Here is a 19,816-nt window from a genome sequence, read left to right on the forward strand (position 1 = left end):
GACAGTTGGCTCAGGGGCAGATTGGTGCTGGTGACTCACTGGCTACTGGCTCGGTGCACTCGTTGTTTAACTCACGAGTAACCATCGAGTGGTGATCAGAGTAAAGCCCGTCCGCCCGGTGCGTAAGGGGCGGCGTGCTGTCACTTCCTACAGAGCGTGGGCGGAACGCGGCAGTCCGTCGATGCGGCGGGCCCGCCACGCGAAAGCGCGACGGGCCCGTGATTGCGCGGCCGTCCGACGACCGGGCCGGTGGCTACTTCTTGCCCTTGCCCGAGCCGGCGGCGTCGTCGCTGGACAGAACGGCGATGAAGGCCTCTTGCGGAACCTCCACAGAGCCCACCATCTTCATCCGCTTCTTGCCTTCCTTCTGCTTCTCCAGCAGCTTCCGCTTACGGGAGATGTCACCGCCGTAGCACTTGGCGAGGACATCCTTTCGGATGGCGCGGATGGTCTCGCGGGCGATGACCCGGGACCCGATGGCCGCCTGGATGGGGATCTCGAAGGCCTGGCGCGGGATGAGCTCGCGCAGCTTGGCGACGAGCCGCACTCCGTACGCGTACGCCGCGTCCTTGTGCGTGACAGCCGAGAAGGCGTCGACGCGGTCGCCGTGCAGCAGGATGTCGACCTTCACCAGCGAGGCGTCCTGCTCGCCGGTGGGCTCGTAGTCCAGGGAGGCGTACCCGCGGGTCTTGGACTTCAGGTTGTCGAAGAAGTCGAAGACGATCTCGGCGAGGGGAAGCGTGTAGCGGATCTCGACCCGGTCCTCCGACAGATAGTCCATGCCGAGAAGGGTGCCGCGGCGGGTCTGGCAGAGCTCCATGATCGAGCCGATGAACTCGCTGGGAGCGAGGATCGTGGCCCGGACGACCGGCTCGAAGACCTTGTCGATCTTGCCCTCGGGGAACTCGCTCGGGTTGGTGACCGTGTGCTCCTTCCCGTCCTCCATGATCACGCGGTAGACCACGTTGGGCGCGGTGGCGATGAGCTCCAGGTTGAACTCTCGCTCCAGGCGCTCCCGGATGACATCGAGGTGCAGCAGCCCCAGAAAGCCGACACGGAAACCGAAGCCGAGGGCCGCGGAGGTCTCGGGCTCGTAGACCAGGGCGGCGTCGTTGAGCTGGAGCTTGTCCAGCGCCTCGCGCAGGTCGGGATAGTCGGAACCGTCCAGCGGATACAGCCCGGAGAAGACCATCGGCTTCGGATCCTTGTACCCGCCGAGGGCTTCAGTCGCACCCTTGTCCTTGCTGGTGATCGTGTCACCGACCTTGGACTGACGGACGTCCTTCACGCCGGTGATGATGTAGCCCACCTCGCCGACGCCGATGCCGTCGGCCGGCGTCATCTCGGGGGACGAGACGCCGATCTCAAGCAGCTCGTGCGTCGCACCGGTCGACATCATCTTGATGCGCTCGCGCTTGTTGAGCTGCCCGTCGATGACACGGACGTACGTGACCACGCCCCGGTAGGAGTCGTAGACGGAGTCGAAGATCATCGCGCGGGCGGGCGCATCGGCGACCCCGACGGGGGCAGGAACGTCACGAACAACCCGGTCAAGGAGCGCGTCCACCCCGATGCCGGTCTTCGCCGAGACCTTGAGCACGTCCTCCGGCTGGCAGCCGATGAGATTGGCCAGCTCCTCGGAGAACTTCTCGGGCTGGGCGGCCGGCAGGTCGATCTTGTTCAGTACGGGGATGATCTTGAGGTCGTTCTCCATCGCCAGGTAGAGGTTGGCGAGAGTCTGCGCCTCGATGCCCTGAGCCGCGTCGACGAGGAGAACGGTCCCCTCGCAGGCGGCGAGCGACCGGGACACCTCATACGTGAAGTCCACGTGCCCGGGGGTGTCGATCATGTTGAGGATGTGGGTCTTGCCCGGATCCTCGGTCGGGGCCCAGGGCAGCCGCACCGCCTGGGACTTGATCGTGATGCCGCGCTCGCGCTCGATGTCCATGCGGTCGAGGTACTGAGCGCGCATCTGCCGCTGATCGACCACTCCGGTCAGCTGGAGCATGCGGTCGGCGAGCGTGGACTTGCCGTGGTCGATGTGCGCGATGATGCAGAAATTGCGGAGCAGCGCCGGGGCGGTACGGCTCGGCTCGGGCACATTGTTAGGGGTCGCGGGCACGCAGGGTCCTGTCTCTTGAGGCGCCTGTCGCCTCGGGTCGGATCGATACGTAGGCTCCATGGTCCCACGGGCGGGGGCGTGCGACCGGTTTGGGCCACTCGTGCGGTGACTGGTAGCCTGAACAGCTGTGTCTCATGCCCTCTCTGCAGGAGGCACATCCTCAAGAAACCAAACGGTGCGCGGGGCGTGTTTTCATGTCTCGTTTCTCGCGTGCCAGAACCTGAGAAGGCTCATTCGTGGCGAACATCAAGTCCCAGATCAAGCGGATCAAGACCAACGAGAAGGCTCGGCTGCGCAACAAGGCCGTCAAGTCTTCGCTGAAGACCGCGATCCGCAAGGCCCGTGAGGCTGCTGCCGCGGGTGACGTCGAGAAGGCCACGGAGGCCGCGCGCGAGGCTTCGCGCAAGCTGGACAAGGCTGTCTCGAAGGGCGTCATCCACAAGAACCAGGCCGCCAACAAGAAGTCGGCGCTTGCTTCCAAGGTCTCTTCCCTCAAGGGCTGAACTCACTTGATTTGACCGCCGGAAGGACCTGAGCGGGCCCTCTCTATCCGCTCCCGACCGGCACCCCGACTCGTACGCGACTGCGTTCGCCACGCGGGTACGAGTCCCCCGCACAACCCAAGGCCCCGGCCACCCGCCCTTCCCCAGGACGAGCGACCGGGGCCTTTGGCGTGGGGTGGGGATCTTCAGCCCGTCCGGCGTTTGAGGACGAGGCCGTTCAGGCCGATTCCCCACCCACCCTCGGCAGCCCCACCCACCCCATCAGCCGCGCACCACCCAGCCCGTCCGGCGTTTGAGGACGAGCGCGGCAGCGCGATGCGGGGGTTCGGGGGCGGAGCCCCTGAGTAAGGGACGGGAATGGGTAGGGGCGGCGGGGGCGAAAAACGCCTGGCGGCAGCTAGCCGCGGCGCGCCCGGGCCGCCCGCGCAATGGCGACGACGGCCTTCTCAAGAGCGTACTCAGGATCGTCACCACCCCCCTTCACCCCGGCATCGGCCTCCGCAACCGCCCGAAGCGCAACAGAAACCCCATCCGGAGTCCACCCCCGCATCTGCTGCCGCACCCGATCAATCTTCCAAGGCGGCATCCCCAACTCCCGAGCAAGATCCGCAGGCCGCCCCCCACGAGCCGACGACAGCTTCCCAATCGCCCGCACCCCCTGCGCCAACGCACTCGTGATCATCACAGGCGCGACCCCGGTCGACAGAGACCACCGCAGAGCCTCCAACGCCTCCGCCGCCCGCCCCTCGACCGCCCGATCCGCCACCGTGAAGCTGGAAGCCTCGGCCCGACCCGTGTAGTACCGGCCGACGACGGCCTCGTCGATCGTCCCCTCGATGTCCGAGACAAGCTGCGTCACGGCGGACGCCAGCTCCCGCAGATCGCTCCCGATGGAGTCGACAAGCGCCTGGCAGGCCTCAGGCGTGGCGGACCGCCCCAACGCCCGGAACTCGCTCCGCACGAAGGCCAGCCGATCCGCCGGCTTCGTCATCTTGGGGCAGGCGACCTCCCGCGCACCCACCTTGCGCGCGGCATCGAGCAGCCCCTTGCCCTTGGCCGCGCCGGCGTGCAACAGCACGAGCGTGATCTCCTCGGCGGGGGCGCCCAGATACGCCTTCACGTCCTTGATCGTGTCGGCCGACAGATCCTGGGCATTGCGCACCACGACGACCTTGCGCTCCGCGAAGAGCGACGGGCTGGTCAGCTCGGCGAGCGTGCCCGGCTGCACCTGGTCCGACATGAGGTCCCGTACATCCGTGTCCGCGTCGGCGGCCCGCGCGGCGACCACCACCTCCCGCACGGCGCGGTCGAGCAGGAGGTCCTCCTGCCCGACGGCGATCGTGACGGGGGCGAGCGGGTTGTCCTGTGCAGAGTTCCTGGCCATCGCGCCAAGCATCCCACGCACCACTGACAACGGACTCCGCCCGTGAATGGGATCGCCCACCCCGGGGCGGACTGCCGGCCATGGGGCGACCCGACGCCCGCGGGAGACACCGACGGCTCGACGGGCAAACGACGGCCGCGCGGTAGCCCTACAGCCGCACGGAGGGCCGCCCGGACCATACGGAGAACCGCCAGCCACGGAACAACCCAACGCTCATCCAGTGCACGAGGCCCGCAGATGGCAAGCCAACGCCCGTACGCCGACCGACAGCCGTGACAGCCGTGGCAGCCATGGAACAGGCCAGCCGTCACGAGCGGCCGACACCCACACGGAGGGCCCACGCCGTGCAGGTGTACTTCACCCGCGAAGGCGGCCCCCTACGGCTCCTCGCGCCACCCGTCCCACTCCCCCGCGAACTCGTCCAGTTCCCCCGCATCGAGCCGCCCCTCCGAGTCCCGCAGGACCAGCAGCCACTGCGCGTCCTCGGCGTCGTCCTCGCCGGCCAGGGCGTCCCGTACGAGCTGCGGCTCCTCGTCGAGTGCGAACCGCTCCCCGAGCGCCTCCGCCGCCTCGTGCGCGGCATCGCGGTCGGGCAGGACCAGTACATGTCTCACATCGCTCACCCGGCTATTTTCCGGTACGCGGGCGAGGCTCCGCGCCGAGGGCGGGCGGTCAGCGAAACACCAGGTCAGACGACCCACCAGGCAAAACCCGTCAGACGAAGCAGACCAGTCGGACCACGCAGCCCCGTCAGCCCCGCCCTCAGCCCTTGGGCACGATCTGTACGTCCAGGTCGACCGTGATACTCGGGCCGACCACCGCGATCCCCCGGGCGAGCATCGTCTGCCAGCTCACCGTGAAGTCGTCGCGGCGCAGTTCGGTACTGGCCCGGCAGGCCGCCCGCACCTCGCCCTCCATGCCGTTGCCGACGCCCAGATACTCCGTGTCGAGCGTGACCGTCCGCGTCACCCCGTGCAGCGACAGCGCCCCGGTGACCGCCCACCGGTTGCCGCCCCGGTGCGCGAACCGATCGCTGTAGAACTCCAGCGTCGGAAACCGGTCGACATCCAGAAAGTCCGCGGACCTCAGATGGTCGTCCCGCATCTTCACGTTGGTGTCGATGGACGACGCGTCGATCACCACATGCATGGCCGACTGCTCGGCACGCTCGGCCAGCCGTATCACCCCCGCGAACGTGTTGAACCTGCCGCGCACCTTGGCCAGCCCGATGTGCCGGGCGGTGAACCCGATCGTGGAGTGCGCCGGCTCGATCTCCCAGTCCCCCGGCCGAGGCAGTGCGGTCGGCCGGGCTACGTGAAGAGTCACTTCGCCGAGCGAGGCCAGCCCGTTCTCCTCCACCCCGGCGTTCGTCCGGAACGGTGCGTACCCCTCGGCCGACACCGCGAGCCGGTACTCGCCCGCCGGCACCGTCACCGTGAACGACCCGAACGGATCCAGCCCCCCGCCGACCACTTTTCGTCCAGCCGTGTCCGTGACCACGAACTCGGCTTGCGCGACCGGCTGGTTGACCGGATCCAACACCCGGCAGGTGAGCACTCCGGCCCCCGCTGGCATCGGCACCGCGGCGACCCGATCCGCCCGTTGCGTTCGGTTCGAACGCTTCCCCAGCCAGCTGCCGACCATCTGCGACCCACCCTCGCGCGAGACGAACGTTGTGAAATCACTGTTGCCGAGGAGGTATTCGACCACTGATGCGACTTTCGAGGCAACAGACGACCACATCGCAGGAATCCAGCACATGTGCTGGGACTACGCACGAGTAGCCCGAATTGGCAGCCCCGTTAATATTCTTCCCTCGGAATTAGCCTTTCCTGACAACCGGGACACGTTCCAGCTCGATCCCGAACCGCTCCCGGTACGCCTTCAACACCGCCTCGTCCGTGGCCAGTTCCGACCCTTCCTTCCCGCCGTCGGGGTTCGTGACCGTGAGAGTGCGTCCGCTGAGCGTGATGCGCCCGCCGTCCTTGGTGAGCCGCGAGCAGACGAGCGACTGCGTGAAGTGCGAGGCAGGCGAGGTGCTGTGCCACCAGGCTCCGGCCACGCAGTCCCCGAGCACCCTCGGCCGGGTCTCCAGCCGGTACTGCGACCTGCCGTCCCGCACGACGTCCAGGTCCCCGAACCTCCTGTCGTTCCCTCGCACCCCGGCCGGATCCGCCCCGGCCACGATCACCCGGAACGCGCCACCCGGATCCGCCTGCTCGCCCCGCTCCCCAAAAGCCAGCGGATAGTGACTGTTCGCCCCGAACCCGACGTCGACGAGCCAGTCACCCCCGTCCACCGTCCGCACCCGCAGCGCGAGATGGTCGAACGGAATCCCCAGCCGCTCCTCCTCCCCGTACACACGCGCCGCGAGGAATGTCACATCGAATCCCAGCGCCCCGAGCAACATCCCGAAAGCCCCGTTCAGTTCGTAACAGAAACCGCCCCTTCGGGAACCCACCACCTTGTCCAGCAGCCGCTCCTCGTCCAGCGCGATCTCCTCGCCGAGATGGATCGACAGGTTCTCGAACGGCACGGTCAACAGGTGCCGAAACTGGAGCTCACGCAGTACGTCGGCAGTGGGCCAGGCGGGGTGGGCGGCGCCGATACGGCGGAGATAGGCATCAGCCTGTGCGGGTTTCATGTACTCAGTCTCCCGCCACCAGCAGGCTCTCACCGCCTCCTGCCACGGCGACGGCCCCGTCCTCGTCCGTACGCAGCACCTCCGCACCCCCGGCCCGCAGCGCCGCCACCGTGCTCGGCGCCGGGTGTCCGTACGGGTTGTCGGCGCCGCAGGAGATCAGGGCGAGGCGCGGCGACACCCGGCGTATGAGGTCTGGATCCTGGTAGGCCGACCCGTGGTGGGCGACCTTGAGCACGTCCACGCTCCCCAGACCGGCGCCCGTCGGTGATCTCAGCAGTGCCTGTTGTGCCGGTGGTTCGAGGTCTCCGAGCATCAGCAGCGTCAGCCCCGCCGACCGTACAAGCAGGGTGACGCTCGCGTCGTTCGGGCCCTCGGCTCCCGGGGCGGCCCGCTCCGGCGGCGGCCACAGGACCTGCCAGTCGAGCGCACCGGTGCGACGCCGCTCCCCCGCCACCGCCCGTGTCACCGGGATCCGCCGGGCCGCCGCCTGCCGATGGACGGACTCCGCCTGGTCCAGTGGCTCTTCGAAGCCCGTCGTCTCGATCGCGCCCACCGACCTCCCGCGCAGCACGCCCGGCAACCCGGCGACGTGGTCCGCGTGGAAGTGGGTCAGTACGACGAGTGGGATTCGTGTGATGCCGAGCGCGCGCAGGCACCGGTCGGCCAGCGTCGGGTCCGGTCCCGCGTCGACCACGACACCGGTGCCGTCGCCCGCCGCGAGCACCATCGCGTCTCCCTGTCCCACATCACACATCGCGAACCGCCAGCCGGGCGGCGGCCACCCCGTGATCACTCGGGTGAGAGGAGGCGGCTGCACCATCACGAGCAGGAGCAGCACTCCACAGGCCGCGCTGAGCCAGGGGTGTCTCAGGAGCCTGCGGCCGACCAGCACCACAACGGCGATCACCAGGGCGAGCAGCAGCGCGCCCGTCCAGCTGCCCGGCCAGTCCACTCCTCCGCCCGGCAGCGCGGCCCCCGCACGGGCGATGTCCGCGATCCACCCCGTGGGCCAACTCGCGCACCACGCCAGCGCCTTGGCGACCGGCATCGCCCAGGGAGCCGTTGCCAGGGTGGCAAAGCCCAGCACCGTGGCCGGCGCGACCGCGAACTCCACCAGCAGATTGCACGGCACCGCCACCAGGCTCACCCGGGCGGAGAGAACGGCGACCACCGGCGCGCACACCGCCTGCGCCGCCCCCGCGGCCGCCAACGCCTCGGCCAACCGCGGTGGCACCCCACGCCTCCGCAACGCGGAACTCCATCGCGGGGCCAGCGTGAGCAGGGCTCCGGTGGCGAGCACGGAGAGCAGGAAGCCGTAGCTCCGGGCGAGCCAGGGGTCGTACAGCACCAGCAGCAGAACCGCCGTGGCCAGCGCCGGGATCAGTGATCGGCGGCGGCCGGTCGCGATGGCCAGCAGCGCGATCGATCCGCACGCCGCGGCTCGCAGCACACTCGGGTCCGGCCGGCACACGATGACGAAACCGAGCGTGAGCGCCCCGCCGGCCAGGGCGGTCGCCCGCAGTGGGATGCCGAGCCTCGGTGCCAGTCCTCGGCGTTCAGCCTGCTGGGCACGACCGGGTGGCCCAATGAGCAGGGCGAGCAGGATCGTGAAGTTGGCGCCGCTCACCGCCAGGATGTGTGTGAGATCCGTCGCCTTGAACGCCTCGTCCAGCTCCGGGGTGATCCGTGAGGTGTCCCCCACCACCAGGCCCGGCAACAGCGCTCTTGCGTCCGGCTCCAGCCCGTCGGTCGCCGCCCGGAGCCCGCCTCGCAGCTCCCCGGCGAACCGCTGCGTGTCCGACGGCTGCCCGACCACTCGCGGCGGGCCGCTGCCGCGCACGCGCAGCACCGCCGCGATCCGGTCACCGTCTCCGAGCGGGGGCACGACCCGTGCCGTCAGACGCACCCTCGTGGAGGGCAGGAGAGCGAGCCAGGGCGAGCCCCTTCGCTCACGGTCCGCCTCCACACCCGCACCCGCACCCGCACCCGCACCCGCGTCCACGATCAGCAGCACCGGCGTTCGGGTTTCCGCCACCGTCCCGTCCGGGTTCTCGACCCGTCTGACCTCGGCGTTGATCAGGATGGCGGTCGGAGCCGCGTGGTTGCCCTTGATCCGTGGGCGGGTCAGCCGTGGGTCCGAGGTGACCTCCGCCTCGGCGGTCACCTCGGCATACTGCCGCGCCAGCTCCGGGACGGGCCCACGCCGCAGGTCCGCACCGTGCAGCCCACCAGAGGCAGCCGCCGCCGCGACACAGAGCAACACAGCGGCGACGGAGACCTTCGGCCACGAGGGCCATCGGCCGCGCCGCACGCTGCCTCGCGACCCACCGCCGCGCTCCGGCTCCGGCTCCGGCTCCGGCTCCGGCTCCGGCTCCGGCTCCGGCTCCGGCTCCGGCTCCGGCCGATGATGCGGCCCCGGCTCACCGCTCGCGCGGCCTCGGCCGGTGGCCAACAACCCACCGGCCACGACCACGCAGACGATCACCACACCGGTGACCCACCCCGGCGGCGCGTCCAGCGCCAGCGCCGCCGTCGCCCAAGCAGCCAGCGCCGGGGGCACCAATCGCAGGTCCGTCGGCGCCTCCTGGCGAGGATGCGCGGCACCGAGCGGATTGCCGGACGTGGCGTGTACGCCAGAGCGGCGGTCGTCGGACCGCAGAGCGCCGTTCGGCACACCGGGCGCCGAGGATGCCTGCCGCGCTCCGAGCCCCGCCGGACCGTGCGTCTCGGGGCCCCTCATGGCCGTACGAGATTCTTCAGATCGGCGAAACGGCGGTCGCCGATCCCATTGACCTCACGGAGTTCGTCGACCGAGCGGAAGCCGCCGTGCTGGGTGCGGTAGTCGATGATGTGCTGGGCCAGCACGGGTCCGACACCGGGCAAAGTGTCCAGCTGTTCCAGGGTGGCCGTGTTGAGGCCGACCGGAGCGGCGGCAGCCCCCGCGGCGGCTCCGCCGGAGCCCACGGCACCCGGACCGCCCGCCACACCTGGCCCGGCTACAGCCGGAGGCCCTCCGACCATGACCTGCTCACCGTCCACGAGCAGCCGCGCCCGGTTGAGTCCCTCGGTGTCCGTGCCGGGACGCACCCCGCCGGCCGCCCGGAGGGCATCGGCCACCCGGGAACCGGCCGGCAACCGCTGGATCCCGGGCTCCCGCACCTTGCCACTGACATCCACCACGACCACAGCACCACCGGCACCGGCACCGGCACCGGCACCGGCAGCCGTACCGGCCACACCTACAGGGTCCCGTGCGGCGGCGGACGATCCCGGCGCCGCCTCCTGCCCGCCTTCACTCTCTCCCCCGTACGAACCCACCGCCCCCACCACTTCAGGTGCCCGGACCGGCTGGGTCCGCCCCGACCAGAAGTGCTGCGCGGCGAAGACAGCCGCGACCACGAGGACCACGGTGAGCGCGACCACGCTCCTCCGCTCCAGCCCGCACCTGGACTGCAGCCACAATGGCATCCGCTCCCTGACAGCGAGCCCGGTCCGCTCCCGCCAGGCGGCCCCGGCCGGAGCCCGGGCCCCCGCATCAGCTCCAACCTCAGCTCCAACTTCAGCGCCACTTTCAGCGCCGCCCTCAACGGCAGTTTCAACATCGGCGACTACACCGCTACCGCCAAGCCTCCACGCCTCCCGCCCCGACACCACCGGCGGACCATGCCTCAACTCCCCACGCACTCTCGTCCGTTCGGCGAAGAGTGTCTCGGCGCGCAGGCGCAGCGCCTCCGCGGAGGCTTCTCGGCGCCGGGACCTGCCGCGATGGCGGTGATGACGGTGTCGCGTACGACTGTCGGAGACCGGGCCGCGGCCCGGCCCGCTGGTTGCTGTCGCTGTCCGTGAAGGTGATCGAAGTGCCATGCGACGAGAATCGGGCACAACCACCGAACCGCGATGATCTTGCTCAATTCCCGGGGATTACCGCCCAGTTGTGGATAACTCCACCACCCACACGAGTCAGCCCGACCTCATCGAGGAGAAACGACCGCCCCGAGCAGCCCGGGCCCGGTGTGCGCCCCGATCACCGCCCCGACCTCGCTCACATGCAGGTCGGCCAGCCCCGGCACCCGAACCCGCAACCGCTCCGCGAGCGCGGCCGCCCGCTCGGGCGCGGCAAGATGGTGGACCGCGATGTCGACCTGCGCGCTCCCCGCCCGCTCGGCCACGATCTCCTCCAGGCGGGCGATCGCCTTGCCCGCCGTCCGCACCTTCTCCAGGAGCTCGATGCGCCCGCCGTCCAGTTGCAGCAGCGGTTTCACGGCCAGCGCCGACCCGAGCAGCGCCTGCGCCGCCCCGATCCGGCCGCCCCGGCGCAGATAGTCGAGGGTGTCGACGTAGAAGTACGCGTACGTACCCGCGGCCCGTTTCTCTGCCGCGGTGACCGCCTCGTCGACCGTGCCGCCCGCCTCGGCGGACTCGGCCGCGGCCAGCGCGCAGAAGCCGAGGGCCATGGCGACCATCCCGGTGTCCACCACCCGCACCGGCACCGGCGCCTCGCGCGCGGCGAGGACAGCCGCGTCGTACGTGCCCGAGAACTCCGCGGACAGATGCAGCGAGACGATGCCGGTCGCGCCGGACTCGGCGACCCTGCGATAGGTCTCGGCGAACACCTCCGGGCTGGGCCGGGAGGTGGTGACGGACCGTCGTTTCTGCAGCGCCTGGGCCAGTGACCGGGCCGAGATCTCGGTGCCCTCTTCGAGTGCCTGGTCGCCGAGGACCACGGTCAGGGGCACCGCGGTGATGCCGTGGCGCTCCATCGTCCGTGGCGGCAGGTAGGCCGTTGAATCGGTGACGATCGCGACATGGCGGGACATGAACTGGAGGTTACCTGTCAGTGAGCGTGGGCGGCAGTCCGGCCCCTCCCACCTGCGGTCGGGCAGACGGGATCAAGTCGTGCTCTCGGGGCGGGGCTTCTTCTCCCAAGGGTAGGCCTGCCGCTGCACGGGCGGGTCGATCGCGGCCCGGGTGGGCTCCTCGGCCCTGCGCGACTCGGGGCTCTCCGGCCAGGTCTGCTGATCGGCGGGCACGGGCGGCGCCTCGGGCCACGGGGCCGGGGGCGGCGTCTGTCCCGCAGCCGGCTCCGGCGTCCGCGCGGACGCCGGACCGGACATCCCTGCGGACGGGCCTGGCGTCCCGGCGGAGGAGCCGTGCGCCCCTACCGACGGGCCGGGCTGCCCCGCGGAAGACGGATCCGATGACGTCCCCGTGGAAGTCCCTGTGGAAGTCGGCTCCGTCGTCCAGTGCCGCAGCGCGCCCGCCTCCATGTCGATCTGAGTGCTCAGCGAGTCCAGGTCGTCGTTCCCGAAGCGCTGGGCGCGGTCGCGGGCCGCCCAGCGCAGGGCGTCCGCCGACTGCGTTATCCGCTCCGTGCGCTCCCGCAGTGAGGGAAGCCGCTCGGCGAGGCGGGCCCTGTCCGGCTCGCGCTCCAGTCGCTTCAGGTCGCCGTCGAGCTCGTGGCCATGAGCGCTGAGCCGCTCGAAGAGTGCCAGGGACTCCTTCAGCGACTCGTCCTCCGTCACGCCCGCGTGCAGCGCGTCCTGGGTGGCACGCATCGACGTACGCAAGGAGAGGCGCAGTTGGGCGATCTCACCCTGGGGTCCCGGCTGGGCGAAGGTCTTCGCCCTGAGCGTGGAGTCCTCCACCGTGCGGCGGGCCTGTGCGACGGTGCGGTCCACTCCGCGCTTGGCCGCGCCGACCACCTTCACCGTGGCATACGCGCCCAGAGCCACGAACAGCAAGAAGATCAGCGCCACGACTACGCCCACGGCTTCCATGACGATCCTCTCGCGTGCGGTCCAGTGCCGGCGGTGCCGGCCGGCTCTTCCACGGTAAACGGAAAAGGCAGGCCGAGGGTTCCAGCGGAACCCCCAACCTGCCCGTAGGGGACTACCCCGACCAGGGGAACCGCCCCGACCCTCTCGGGCCCTCCGTCCGCACAGGAACCACCTGCACGGGAACTACGCGGAACTACCCGGAAGCTACGCGGGAACGATGTTCACCAGCTTCGGCGCCCGCACGATCACCTTGCGGATGCCCGCCCCGTCCAGCGCCGCGACCACCTTCTCGTCGCTCAGCGCCACCTTCTCCAGCTCCTCGTCCGAGATCGACGGGGAGACCTCCAGGCGCGCCTTGACCTTGCCCTTGATCTGCACGACGCAGGTCACGGACTCGTCCACGACGTACGCCGGGTCGGCGACCGGGAAGTCCCGGTGCACGACGGAGTCCGGGTGGCCCAGCTTGCGCCACAGCTCCTCGGCGATGTGCGGGGCCAGCGGCGCGACCAGCAGCACCAGCGACTCGGCGACCGTGCGCGAGACCGGACCGCCCACCTTGGTCAGGTGGTTGTTCAGCTCCGTGACCTTGGCGATGGCGGTGTTGAAGCGCATGCCCTCCAGGTCCTGGCGCACGCCGTCGATGGCCTTGTGCAGGGCACGCAGCGTCTGCTCGTCCGGCTCGGTGCCGACGACGGTGACCGCACCGGTCGCCTCGTCCACGACGTTGCGCCACAGCCGCTGCAGCAGCCGGAACTGGCCCACCACCGCGCGCGTGTCCCACGGCCGCGACACGTCCAGGGGACCCATCGCCATCTCGTACAGACGCAGCGTGTCCGCACCGTACTCGGCGCAGATCTCGTCCGGAGTGACCGCGTTCTTCAGGGACTTGCCCATCTTGCCCAGCAGCCGGGAGACCTTCTCGCCCTCGTAGAAGTAGGCGCCGTCGCGCTCCTCCACCTCGGCTGCCGGTACGGCGATGCCGCGGCTGTCGCGGTACACGTAGGCCTGGATCATGCCCTGGTTGAACAGCTTGTGGAACGGCTCGACCGAGGAGATGTGCCCCAGGTCGAACAGCACCTTGGACCAGAAGCGCGCGTACAGCAGGTGCAGCACGGCGTGCTCGGCGCCGCCGACGTACAGGTCGACACCGCCGTGCGGCTGGCCCTCGCGCGGCCCCATCCAGTACTGCTCGATCTCCGGGTCGACCAGCTTCTCGGAGTTGTGCGGGTCCAGGTAGCGCAGCTCGTACCAGCAGGAACCGGCCCAGTTGGGCATGGTGTTGGTCTCGCGGCGGTACTTGCGCGGACCGCGGCCGTCGCCCAGGTCCAGCGTGACGTCGACCCAGTCCTCGTTGCGGGACAGCGGGGTCTCCGGGGACGTGTTCGCGTCGTCCGGGTCGAAGGTGCGCGGCGAGTAGTCCTCGACCTCGGGCAGTTCCAGGGGCAGCATCGACTCGGGCAGCGGGTGGGCGATGCCGTCCTCGTCGTAGACGATCGGGAAGGGCTCGCCCCAGTAGCGCTGGCGGCTGAACAGCCAGTCGCGCAGCCGGAAGTTGACGGTGCCGTGGCCGATGCCCTTGCGCTCCATCCACTCGGTGATGCGCGCCTTTGCGTCGGCAACGGCCATGCCGTCCAGCGAGATGTCGTCGTTGGCGGAGTTGATGATCTTCGCGTCGTACGCCCCGAAGGCGCTCTCCCACGTCGACGTGTCGGTGCCGCGACCGTCGGTCGGCTCGACGATGCAGTGGATCGGCAGCTCGAAGGCGCGCGCGAACTCGAAGTCGCGCTGGTCGCCCGCCGGTACGGCCATGATCGCGCCGGTGCCGTAGCCCATCAGGACGTAGTCGGCGATGAAGACGGGGATCTGCTCGCCGTTGACCGGGTTGGTCGCGTACGTGCCGATGAAGACGCCGGTCTTGTCCTTGGCCTCGGCCTGTCGCTCCACGTCGGACTTGGAGGCGGCCTGCGCGCGGTAGGCGGCGACGGCCTCGGCGGGGTTGGCGTGCCCGCCTGTCCAGACGTCGTGGGTGCCCTCGGGCCAGGCGGCCGGGGTGAACTTCTCGACCAGCGGGTGCTCGGGCGCCAGGACCATGTAGCTCGCGCCGAACAGGGTGTCCGGGCGGGTGGTGAAGACCGTGATGGCCTCGCCGTCCACGGGGAAGTCGACGCGGGCGCCCTCGGAGCGGCCGATCCAGTTGCGCTGCTGCAGCTTGATGGCCTCGGGCCAGTCCAGTGCGTCCAGGTCGTCCAGCAGCCGGTCCGCGTACGCCGTGATGCGCATGTTCCACTGGCGCAGCTTGGCCTTGAAGACGGGGAAATTGCCGCGCTCGGAGCGGCCGTCGGCGGTGACCTCCTCGTTGGCCAGGACGGTGCCCAGCCCGGGACACCAGTTGACGGGCGCGTCGGAGGCGTAGGCCAGGCGGTACTCGCTCAGGATGTCGGCGCGCTCGACGTCGGTCAGCCCGCTCCAGGAACGGCCACCGGGTACGGCGCGCTCACCGGTCTGGAACTGTGCGACCAGGTCGGCGATCGGACGGGCCTTGTCCGCCTCGTCGTCGTACCAGGAGTTGAAGATCTGCAGGAAGATCCACTGGGTCCACTTGTAGTAGTCCGGGTCGATCGTCGCGAACGACCGGCGCCTGTCGTGGCCCAGGCCCAGCCGGCGCAGCTGGATCTTCATGTTCTCGATGTTGGCCTCGGTGGACACGCGCGGGTGCGTGCCGGTCTGCACGGCGTACTGCTCGGCGGGCAGGCCGAAGGCGTCGAAGCCCAGGGTGTGCAGGACGTTGTGGCCGGTCATGCGCTGATACCGGGCGAATACATCGGTGGCGATGTAGCCCAGAGGATGACCGACGTGCAGGCCCGCACCGGAGGGGTACGGGAACATGTCCATGATGAACTTCTTGGGCTTGGCGACCAGCGAGGGGTCTCCGGCCAGGTCACCCTTCGGATTGGGCGCCTCGTACGTGCCGTCGACGTCCCAGAAGTCCTGCCAGCGTGCCTCGATCTGCTCGGCCATGGCGGCCGTGTAGCGGTGCGGCGCGGCCACCTCGGAAGCGGCAGCGTTGTTCGTCTCGCTCATGATCCTCAAAGCTCCATCGATCGTCTCTGCCAGCGGCTCAGGAAATGAAAAAACCCCTCGCACAGGAGGGGGCGCCGCGCCGATGCCGGTCGTGGTTTCCGGCGACCGGGATTGATCAGCGCGGCTCGCTAAGCAGAAGGCGTACGGCACGCATGGCGTCAGGGTACCGCAGCGGCCGCGAGGACCGCGACGCGCTTTCGGCTACGCTGCGGCACTGCGTGTCACGTCCGCGCCAGGTCGACAGAAGTTGAACAAGAGTCAAAAGTTACTTCGCGTAAGGGCCTCTAAGGGACATCACAACTCCCTCACTGCCCTTTGATAACAGCGCAATAACTCAAACCTCGTACCCCTCGGTATGGCTCGACCTAGAGTGCGGCAGCGGGACCGCTTTCCCGAACTGTTCGGAGTTGCCCCCATGAACTCTCGCCGCAACAACAGCACGCTCACCCCGCCGAGCCGATCGGTCCGGGGTGGAGTGACGGCTGCCGCTTTGCTGCTGATACCCCTCGTCGTAGTGGTCGGAGGTGACGGATTCCGCGACTTCCTCAACTTCGGCGCGGGCGTTCTGTCGCTCGTGTCCCTCACCCTCTCGGTGCTCTGGGGGCTCGTCGCGACCGACCGGGTCTTCCTCAATACGCGCCAGAGGCTGATCGCCCAGGCCGTGCACCGGAGCACGGCGGTGGCCTCGGTCGGCTTCCTGCTGCTGCACGTCTCGGTCAAGCTCGTCCTCGACCACACCTCCGCCATCGCGGTCGTGATCCCCTTCGGCCTCGGCGTCACCGGCACCGGCGCTCTCATCGGTTTCGGCACCCTGGCCGGCCTCCTGATGGTCGTCACGGCCCTCACCGGCGCGCTGCGCAGCGCCTTCTCGTCCCCCGTGCAGGTCGCCGGTCGCTGGCGCGCGCTGCACATGCTGGCCTACCCCGCCTGGTGCTCGGCCCTGATCCACGGCCTCTTCGCCGGGCGCGAGGCGAAGCCGGTCTTCGTGATCCTGTACAGCCTGTCCCTGGTCGCCGTCATGGGCGCACTGCTCCTGCGGTCGGCCCCCCTGCCGTTCAAGCGGAAGGTCGCCAGTCGCGTCCTGTCCCTGCTCGACAGCGACAACCGGCCCTACCGCGAAGAGCCCGGGGGACGCCGTGGCGGTGCCTCCTCGCTGCCCGGCGGCGGCGGTCGTCCCGGCTTCCCCGACATGCCGGTCCCCTCGCAGCGGACGTCGTCCCCGTCCGGGTCGTACCAGTCCCCGCAGCGCTCCTCCCTCCAGGACTCGGCGTCCTTCACGGACACCGGGTCCCTCACGGACACCGGCGGCTTCGCGGCCGCCTACCGGGCCGTCAACACCCCGCGCGCGCAGGACCCGCTGATGCCCGACCCCACCCAGCGCATGCAGGTACCGATGGACATGCAGGCCACTGAGGCGATGCCGCGCGTCGACGGCAACACCGGGCCCCGCTGGCCGGCCCCGTCCCCGCCGCTCTACGAGGCCCCGCCGCGCCCCGCCGGGACACCGACGTACGACACCGGGACGATCCCCACATACGACGCGAACGCCATGTACGACACCGGTGCCGTCCCCGCGTACGGCACAAGTGATGTGTACGACACCGGTGAGACGAACGACCCCCTCGGTACGTACAACCCGAACGACATGTACAACAGCGGTCCCGCCACTGAAACGCAGCCCGGTCCCTACGAGGCACCCAGCAACGGCGAACCCTGGAACGCGCCTTCCGGAGGCTTTTAGTGAACGAGGCCCTTCCCGACGTCCCCGAAGTCCGAGTGGTGGGCCTTCCCCAGCTCACCTCCGGTTTCGATCTCGTCGAGAGACTCGACCTGCCCATGCACCTGAAGGTGCACGGGCCGCTCGAGCCGATGGGCGGCGAGCAGCTCGCGCAGCTCTCCGAACGCATCAATCTGAAGGGCCGCGGCGGCGCTGGTTTCCCGTTCCACAAGAAACTGCGGTCGGTCGCCGAGGCGGCGATCCGCCGCGGTGTACGTCCCGTGGTCGTCGTCAACGGAAGCGAGGACGAGCCCGCCTGCCGCAAGGACACGGTGATGATCAACCGTGCCCCGCATCTGATCCTGGACGGCGCCCTGCTGGTCGCCGAGGCGCTGGGCGCACGCACCCTGGTCGTCGGTGTGACCCGTGAGTCCACGCAGCGGTCGATGGAGGCGGCACTCTCCGAGCGCGGGCTGACCAACCGGCGCGGAGCGACCATCCGCGCGCGCGTGCAGCGCAATCCGGTGCGCATGGTGACCGGAGCGGCGGCTTCGCTCGTCCGCTCCATCGACGGCGGTCCCGCGATCCCGCCGGGCCGCAAGACCAGCGCCTCGCAGAACGGTGTGGGCGGCGCGCCCACCCTGCTGTCGAACGCCGAGACGTTCGCCCAGCTGGCGATCGCCGCGCGCATCGGCGCCGAGCGCTACGGCAACACCGGTCTGTACGACGAGCCCGGCACGGTCATGCTCACCGTCTCCGGAGCGGTCGCCCGCCCGATGGTGATCGAGGCCCCCACGGGCGTACCCCTGCGGTACATCCTGCAGCTGGCCGGCGCCCCGCCGGTCCCGCAGGGCGTGCTGACCGGCGGGTACCACGGCAAGTGGATCGACTCCGCGACGGTCAACGAGGCGATCGTCTCGCGCAACTCCCTGGACGCGGTGGGCGGTGCGCTCGGCGCGGGCGCGATCCTGCCGATCAGCACGGCGACCTGCCCGCTGGGCGAGTCGCTGCGGGTGGCGCAGTGGCTGGCGGAGGAGAGCGCGGGACAGTGCGGCCCCTGCTACCTCGGGCTGCCCGCCGCCGCGCGCGGCATGGAGGACATCCTCAACGGCGGCGGTCCTGCCGCCCTGGAGGCCCTCAAGCAGGTCGCCAACGCCGTGAAGCGGCGCGGCGCTTGCTCGCACCCTGACGGCTCCGCGATGTTCCTGGAGTCGACCATCAAGGCGTTCACGGACGACCTGGCCGCGCATGTCCTCGGCAACGGCTGCGGACGGCCCGTGGAGGGCGTTCTGCCGCTCTTCGAGGGCGGCCAGCAGCCCACCGGCATCCCGGGCGGCCAGGCGGAGCCCGAGCAGGGTCCCAGCCGCCAGAAGATCTACGTCGACTGGACGCTGTGCCGCGGGCACGGCCTGTGCGCGGACATCCTCCCGGAGGTCTTCCAGCTGGGCGCCGACGGTTTCCCGACCGTCGCGCAGGCGGGGGTGCCCCGGTACGCGGAGGCGAAGGCATTGCGCGCCGTACGCCGCTGCCCGGCGCTCGCGCTGCGCCTGGAGGAGGACACCCGCGGTGCGGCTCCCCGCCAGAACCTCCCCGCCGTACGCGAGGGCGGTGGCGGCGGCCGCCGAGCCCTGGGCCGCGGGCGCTGACACACCGGCGGCCCGGGAGACCGGGCCGCCGAACCGAACCGCGCACAGGAACAGCGCAAGACAGGCAAGAGCGAGTCAACGCAAAAGGCGAGCCATCCTGATCGGATGACCCGCCTTCATCTGCTGTGGAGCTAAGGAGATTTGAACTCCTGACCCCCTGCATGCCATGCAGGTGCTCTACCAACTGAGCTATAGCCCCTTGCGGTGTTCCACCGGCTTTTCCCCGGCGGCGACGCCAACATTACCGGTCCCTCCGTGCACCGCCAAATCGTTTCCGGGACGCGCGGACAGGCCCAGCGACAGGCCCAAGGGGCACGGTGGACAGCGCGGGATGCCCGCCCCTCTGCTGCACACCCCGGAGCCGGGCCTCTACGGCCGTCTGAGCGACGCTCACCGCCGCAGTGGGGCCCCCGGCCGGTCCCGTGGCCGCGGAACCGCGTGGAGGGCGCGCCAGCGGCGTCGAGTTGACGTTGTCGGCACTCTACGGAGAGGCCGCTTTCGCTCTGCCGGCCATGACCGGGGTCACCAAGTGGCGAACCCCCGGTCGGCGTCAGGCAGTGGCGAAGGAATAGAACCGTTTGAGCGTGCAGTGCTCGTCGAGGAGCCGGCCGTAGATCGGCTCGCCCTCCAGCTCGCGGTACGTCTCGATCGGGTCGCCTTTTATGATCAGCGCCCGGGCGCACTCCTCGCACCAGTACTGGTAGTCGTGGTTGACCGGCTCCATGTCGCGCACGATGGGCGTACCACTGCCGCACCAATCGCACTTGCGCCTGTGTGCACCCATCGATCAGCTCCAGCTGTGGCCGCAGGCCGTGCACACGTAGGAAATTCCGCCGCTGTCGCCAAAAAGCGGGGCAACATGGGCCGAACCGCGGGAAGGGCAGTCGAGGCGGGTGATCCGATCCCGTATCACCTCGGATCCGGCAAGGTCGCCGACCTCCC

General features: G+C 69.9%; 14 protein-coding genes and 1 tRNA gene. 3 read left to right on the top strand and 12 right to left on the bottom strand.

Going from position 1 to position 19,816, the window contains the following annotated elements:
• Window positions 1–253: 253 nt before the first annotated feature.
• A complete protein-coding gene (gene lepA / locus ACFWXQ_RS16125) occupies window positions 254–2,122 on the bottom strand; it encodes a translation elongation factor 4 (protein ID WP_383951742.1) in 1,869 nt (622 codons plus the stop codon).
• Window positions 2,123–2,358: 236 nt separating this feature from the next.
• Between lepA and rpsT the strand changes: the two genes are divergently transcribed.
• Complete coding sequence (gene rpsT / locus ACFWXQ_RS16130; RefSeq protein WP_143632071.1) at window positions 2,359–2,625, top strand: 30S ribosomal protein S20; 267 nt, start codon at window positions 2,359–2,361, stop codon at window positions 2,623–2,625.
• A gap of 397 nt (window positions 2,626–3,022) precedes the next feature.
• Here the strand turns inward: rpsT and holA are convergent, their stop codons facing one another.
• The 9 genes from holA to leuS form a co-directional block, all read right to left on the bottom strand.
• Window positions 3,023–4,009, bottom strand: a complete 987-nt coding sequence (gene holA, locus ACFWXQ_RS16135) for a DNA polymerase III subunit delta (RefSeq protein ID WP_383951739.1) — start codon at window positions 4,007–4,009, stop codon at window positions 3,023–3,025.
• 377 nt (window positions 4,010–4,386) lie between these two features.
• On the bottom strand, window positions 4,387–4,632 hold the full coding sequence (locus ACFWXQ_RS16140) for a hypothetical protein (protein ID WP_189837892.1): 246 nt from the start codon (window positions 4,630–4,632) through the stop codon (window positions 4,387–4,389).
• 139 nt (window positions 4,633–4,771) lie between these two features.
• Window positions 4,772–5,653 (bottom strand): YceI family protein, encoded by an 882-nt coding sequence (locus tag ACFWXQ_RS16145; RefSeq protein WP_383951756.1) that lies wholly within the window; start codon window positions 5,651–5,653, stop codon window positions 4,772–4,774.
• A 178-nt stretch (window positions 5,654–5,831) separates the two neighbouring features.
• Complete coding sequence (locus ACFWXQ_RS16150; protein WP_383951736.1) at window positions 5,832–6,653, bottom strand: arylamine N-acetyltransferase; 822 nt, start codon at window positions 6,651–6,653, stop codon at window positions 5,832–5,834.
• Between the two features lie 4 nt (window positions 6,654–6,657).
• Entirely contained in the window at window positions 6,658–9,393 is a 2,736-nt protein-coding gene (locus ACFWXQ_RS16155; RefSeq protein WP_386268376.1) for a ComEC/Rec2 family competence protein, read from the bottom strand.
• A complete protein-coding gene (locus tag ACFWXQ_RS16160; RefSeq protein ID WP_383946794.1) occupies window positions 9,390–10,517 on the bottom strand; it encodes a helix-hairpin-helix domain-containing protein in 1,128 nt (375 codons plus the stop codon). Before ACFWXQ_RS16160 ends, ACFWXQ_RS16155 begins: the two co-directional genes overlap by 4 nt.
• A 107-nt stretch (window positions 10,518–10,624) precedes the next feature.
• Window positions 10,625–11,470 (bottom strand): DegV family protein, encoded by an 846-nt coding sequence (locus tag ACFWXQ_RS16165; RefSeq protein WP_055610571.1) that lies wholly within the window; start codon window positions 11,468–11,470, stop codon window positions 10,625–10,627.
• 72 nt (window positions 11,471–11,542) lie between these two features.
• On the bottom strand, window positions 11,543–12,430 hold the full coding sequence (locus ACFWXQ_RS16170; protein ID WP_383946797.1) for a hypothetical protein: 888 nt from the start codon (window positions 12,428–12,430) through the stop codon (window positions 11,543–11,545).
• Between the two features lie 204 nt (window positions 12,431–12,634).
• A complete protein-coding gene (gene leuS / locus ACFWXQ_RS16175; RefSeq protein WP_383946800.1) occupies window positions 12,635–15,511 on the bottom strand; it encodes a leucine--tRNA ligase in 2,877 nt (958 codons plus the stop codon).
• A gap of 415 nt (window positions 15,512–15,926) precedes the next feature.
• On the opposite strand from leuS, the gene ACFWXQ_RS16180 reads away from it, so the two are divergent.
• Window positions 15,927–17,252 (top strand): cytochrome b/b6 domain-containing protein, encoded by a 1,326-nt coding sequence (locus tag ACFWXQ_RS16180; protein ID WP_383946802.1) that lies wholly within the window; start codon window positions 15,927–15,929, stop codon window positions 17,250–17,252.
• A complete protein-coding gene (locus ACFWXQ_RS16185; RefSeq protein ID WP_359714757.1) occupies window positions 17,252–18,874 on the top strand; it encodes an NADH-ubiquinone oxidoreductase-F iron-sulfur binding region domain-containing protein in 1,623 nt (540 codons plus the stop codon). The genes ACFWXQ_RS16180 and ACFWXQ_RS16185 overlap by 1 nt, the downstream gene beginning before the upstream one ends.
• A gap of 126 nt (window positions 18,875–19,000) precedes the next feature.
• On the opposite strand, the gene ACFWXQ_RS16190 is transcribed toward ACFWXQ_RS16185, so the two are convergent.
• Together ACFWXQ_RS16190 and ACFWXQ_RS16195 are read right to left on the bottom strand one after the other, a co-directional pair.
• Window positions 19,001–19,073: transfer RNA gene (locus ACFWXQ_RS16190), tRNA-Ala, on the bottom strand.
• A gap of 351 nt (window positions 19,074–19,424) precedes the next feature.
• Complete coding sequence (locus tag ACFWXQ_RS16195; RefSeq protein WP_010986886.1) at window positions 19,425–19,658, bottom strand: hypothetical protein; 234 nt, start codon at window positions 19,656–19,658, stop codon at window positions 19,425–19,427.
• Window positions 19,659–19,816: the final 158 nt, after the last annotated feature.

It is taken from the genome of Streptomyces sp. NPDC058697, from assembly GCF_042715345.1.
In the GTDB taxonomy this organism is placed as follows: domain Bacteria; phylum Actinomycetota; class Actinomycetes; order Streptomycetales; family Streptomycetaceae; genus Streptomyces; species Streptomyces liliifuscus.

Excerpts from the sequence above, each read along its gene's own strand:
- holA (WP_383951739.1), bottom strand. The coding sequence starts at position 4,009 with ATGGCCAGGAACTCTGCACAGGACAACCCGCTCGCCCCCGTCACGATC.
- ACFWXQ_RS16145 (WP_383951756.1), bottom strand. The coding sequence starts at position 5,653 with ATGGTCGGCAGCTGGCTGGGGAAGCGTTCGAACCGAACGCAACGGGCG.
- ACFWXQ_RS16150 (WP_383951736.1), bottom strand. The coding sequence starts at position 6,653 with ATGAAACCCGCACAGGCTGATGCCTATCTCCGCCGTATCGGCGCCGCC.
- ACFWXQ_RS16155 (WP_386268376.1), bottom strand. The coding sequence starts at position 9,393 with ATGAGGGGCCCCGAGACGCACGGTCCGGCGGGGCTCGGAGCGCGGCAG.
- ACFWXQ_RS16160 (WP_383946794.1), bottom strand. The coding sequence starts at position 10,517 with ATGGCACTTCGATCACCTTCACGGACAGCGACAGCAACCAGCGGGCCG.
- ACFWXQ_RS16165 (WP_055610571.1), bottom strand. The coding sequence starts at position 11,470 with ATGTCCCGCCATGTCGCGATCGTCACCGATTCAACGGCCTACCTGCCG.
- ACFWXQ_RS16170 (WP_383946797.1), bottom strand. The coding sequence starts at position 12,430 with ATGGAAGCCGTGGGCGTAGTCGTGGCGCTGATCTTCTTGCTGTTCGTG.
- leuS (WP_383946800.1), bottom strand. The coding sequence starts at position 15,511 with ATGAGCGAGACGAACAACGCTGCCGCTTCCGAGGTGGCCGCGCCGCAC.
- ACFWXQ_RS16180 (WP_383946802.1), top strand. The coding sequence starts at position 15,927 with ATGAACTCTCGCCGCAACAACAGCACGCTCACCCCGCCGAGCCGATCG.
- ACFWXQ_RS16195 (WP_010986886.1), bottom strand. The coding sequence starts at position 19,658 with ATGGGTGCACACAGGCGCAAGTGCGATTGGTGCGGCAGTGGTACGCCC.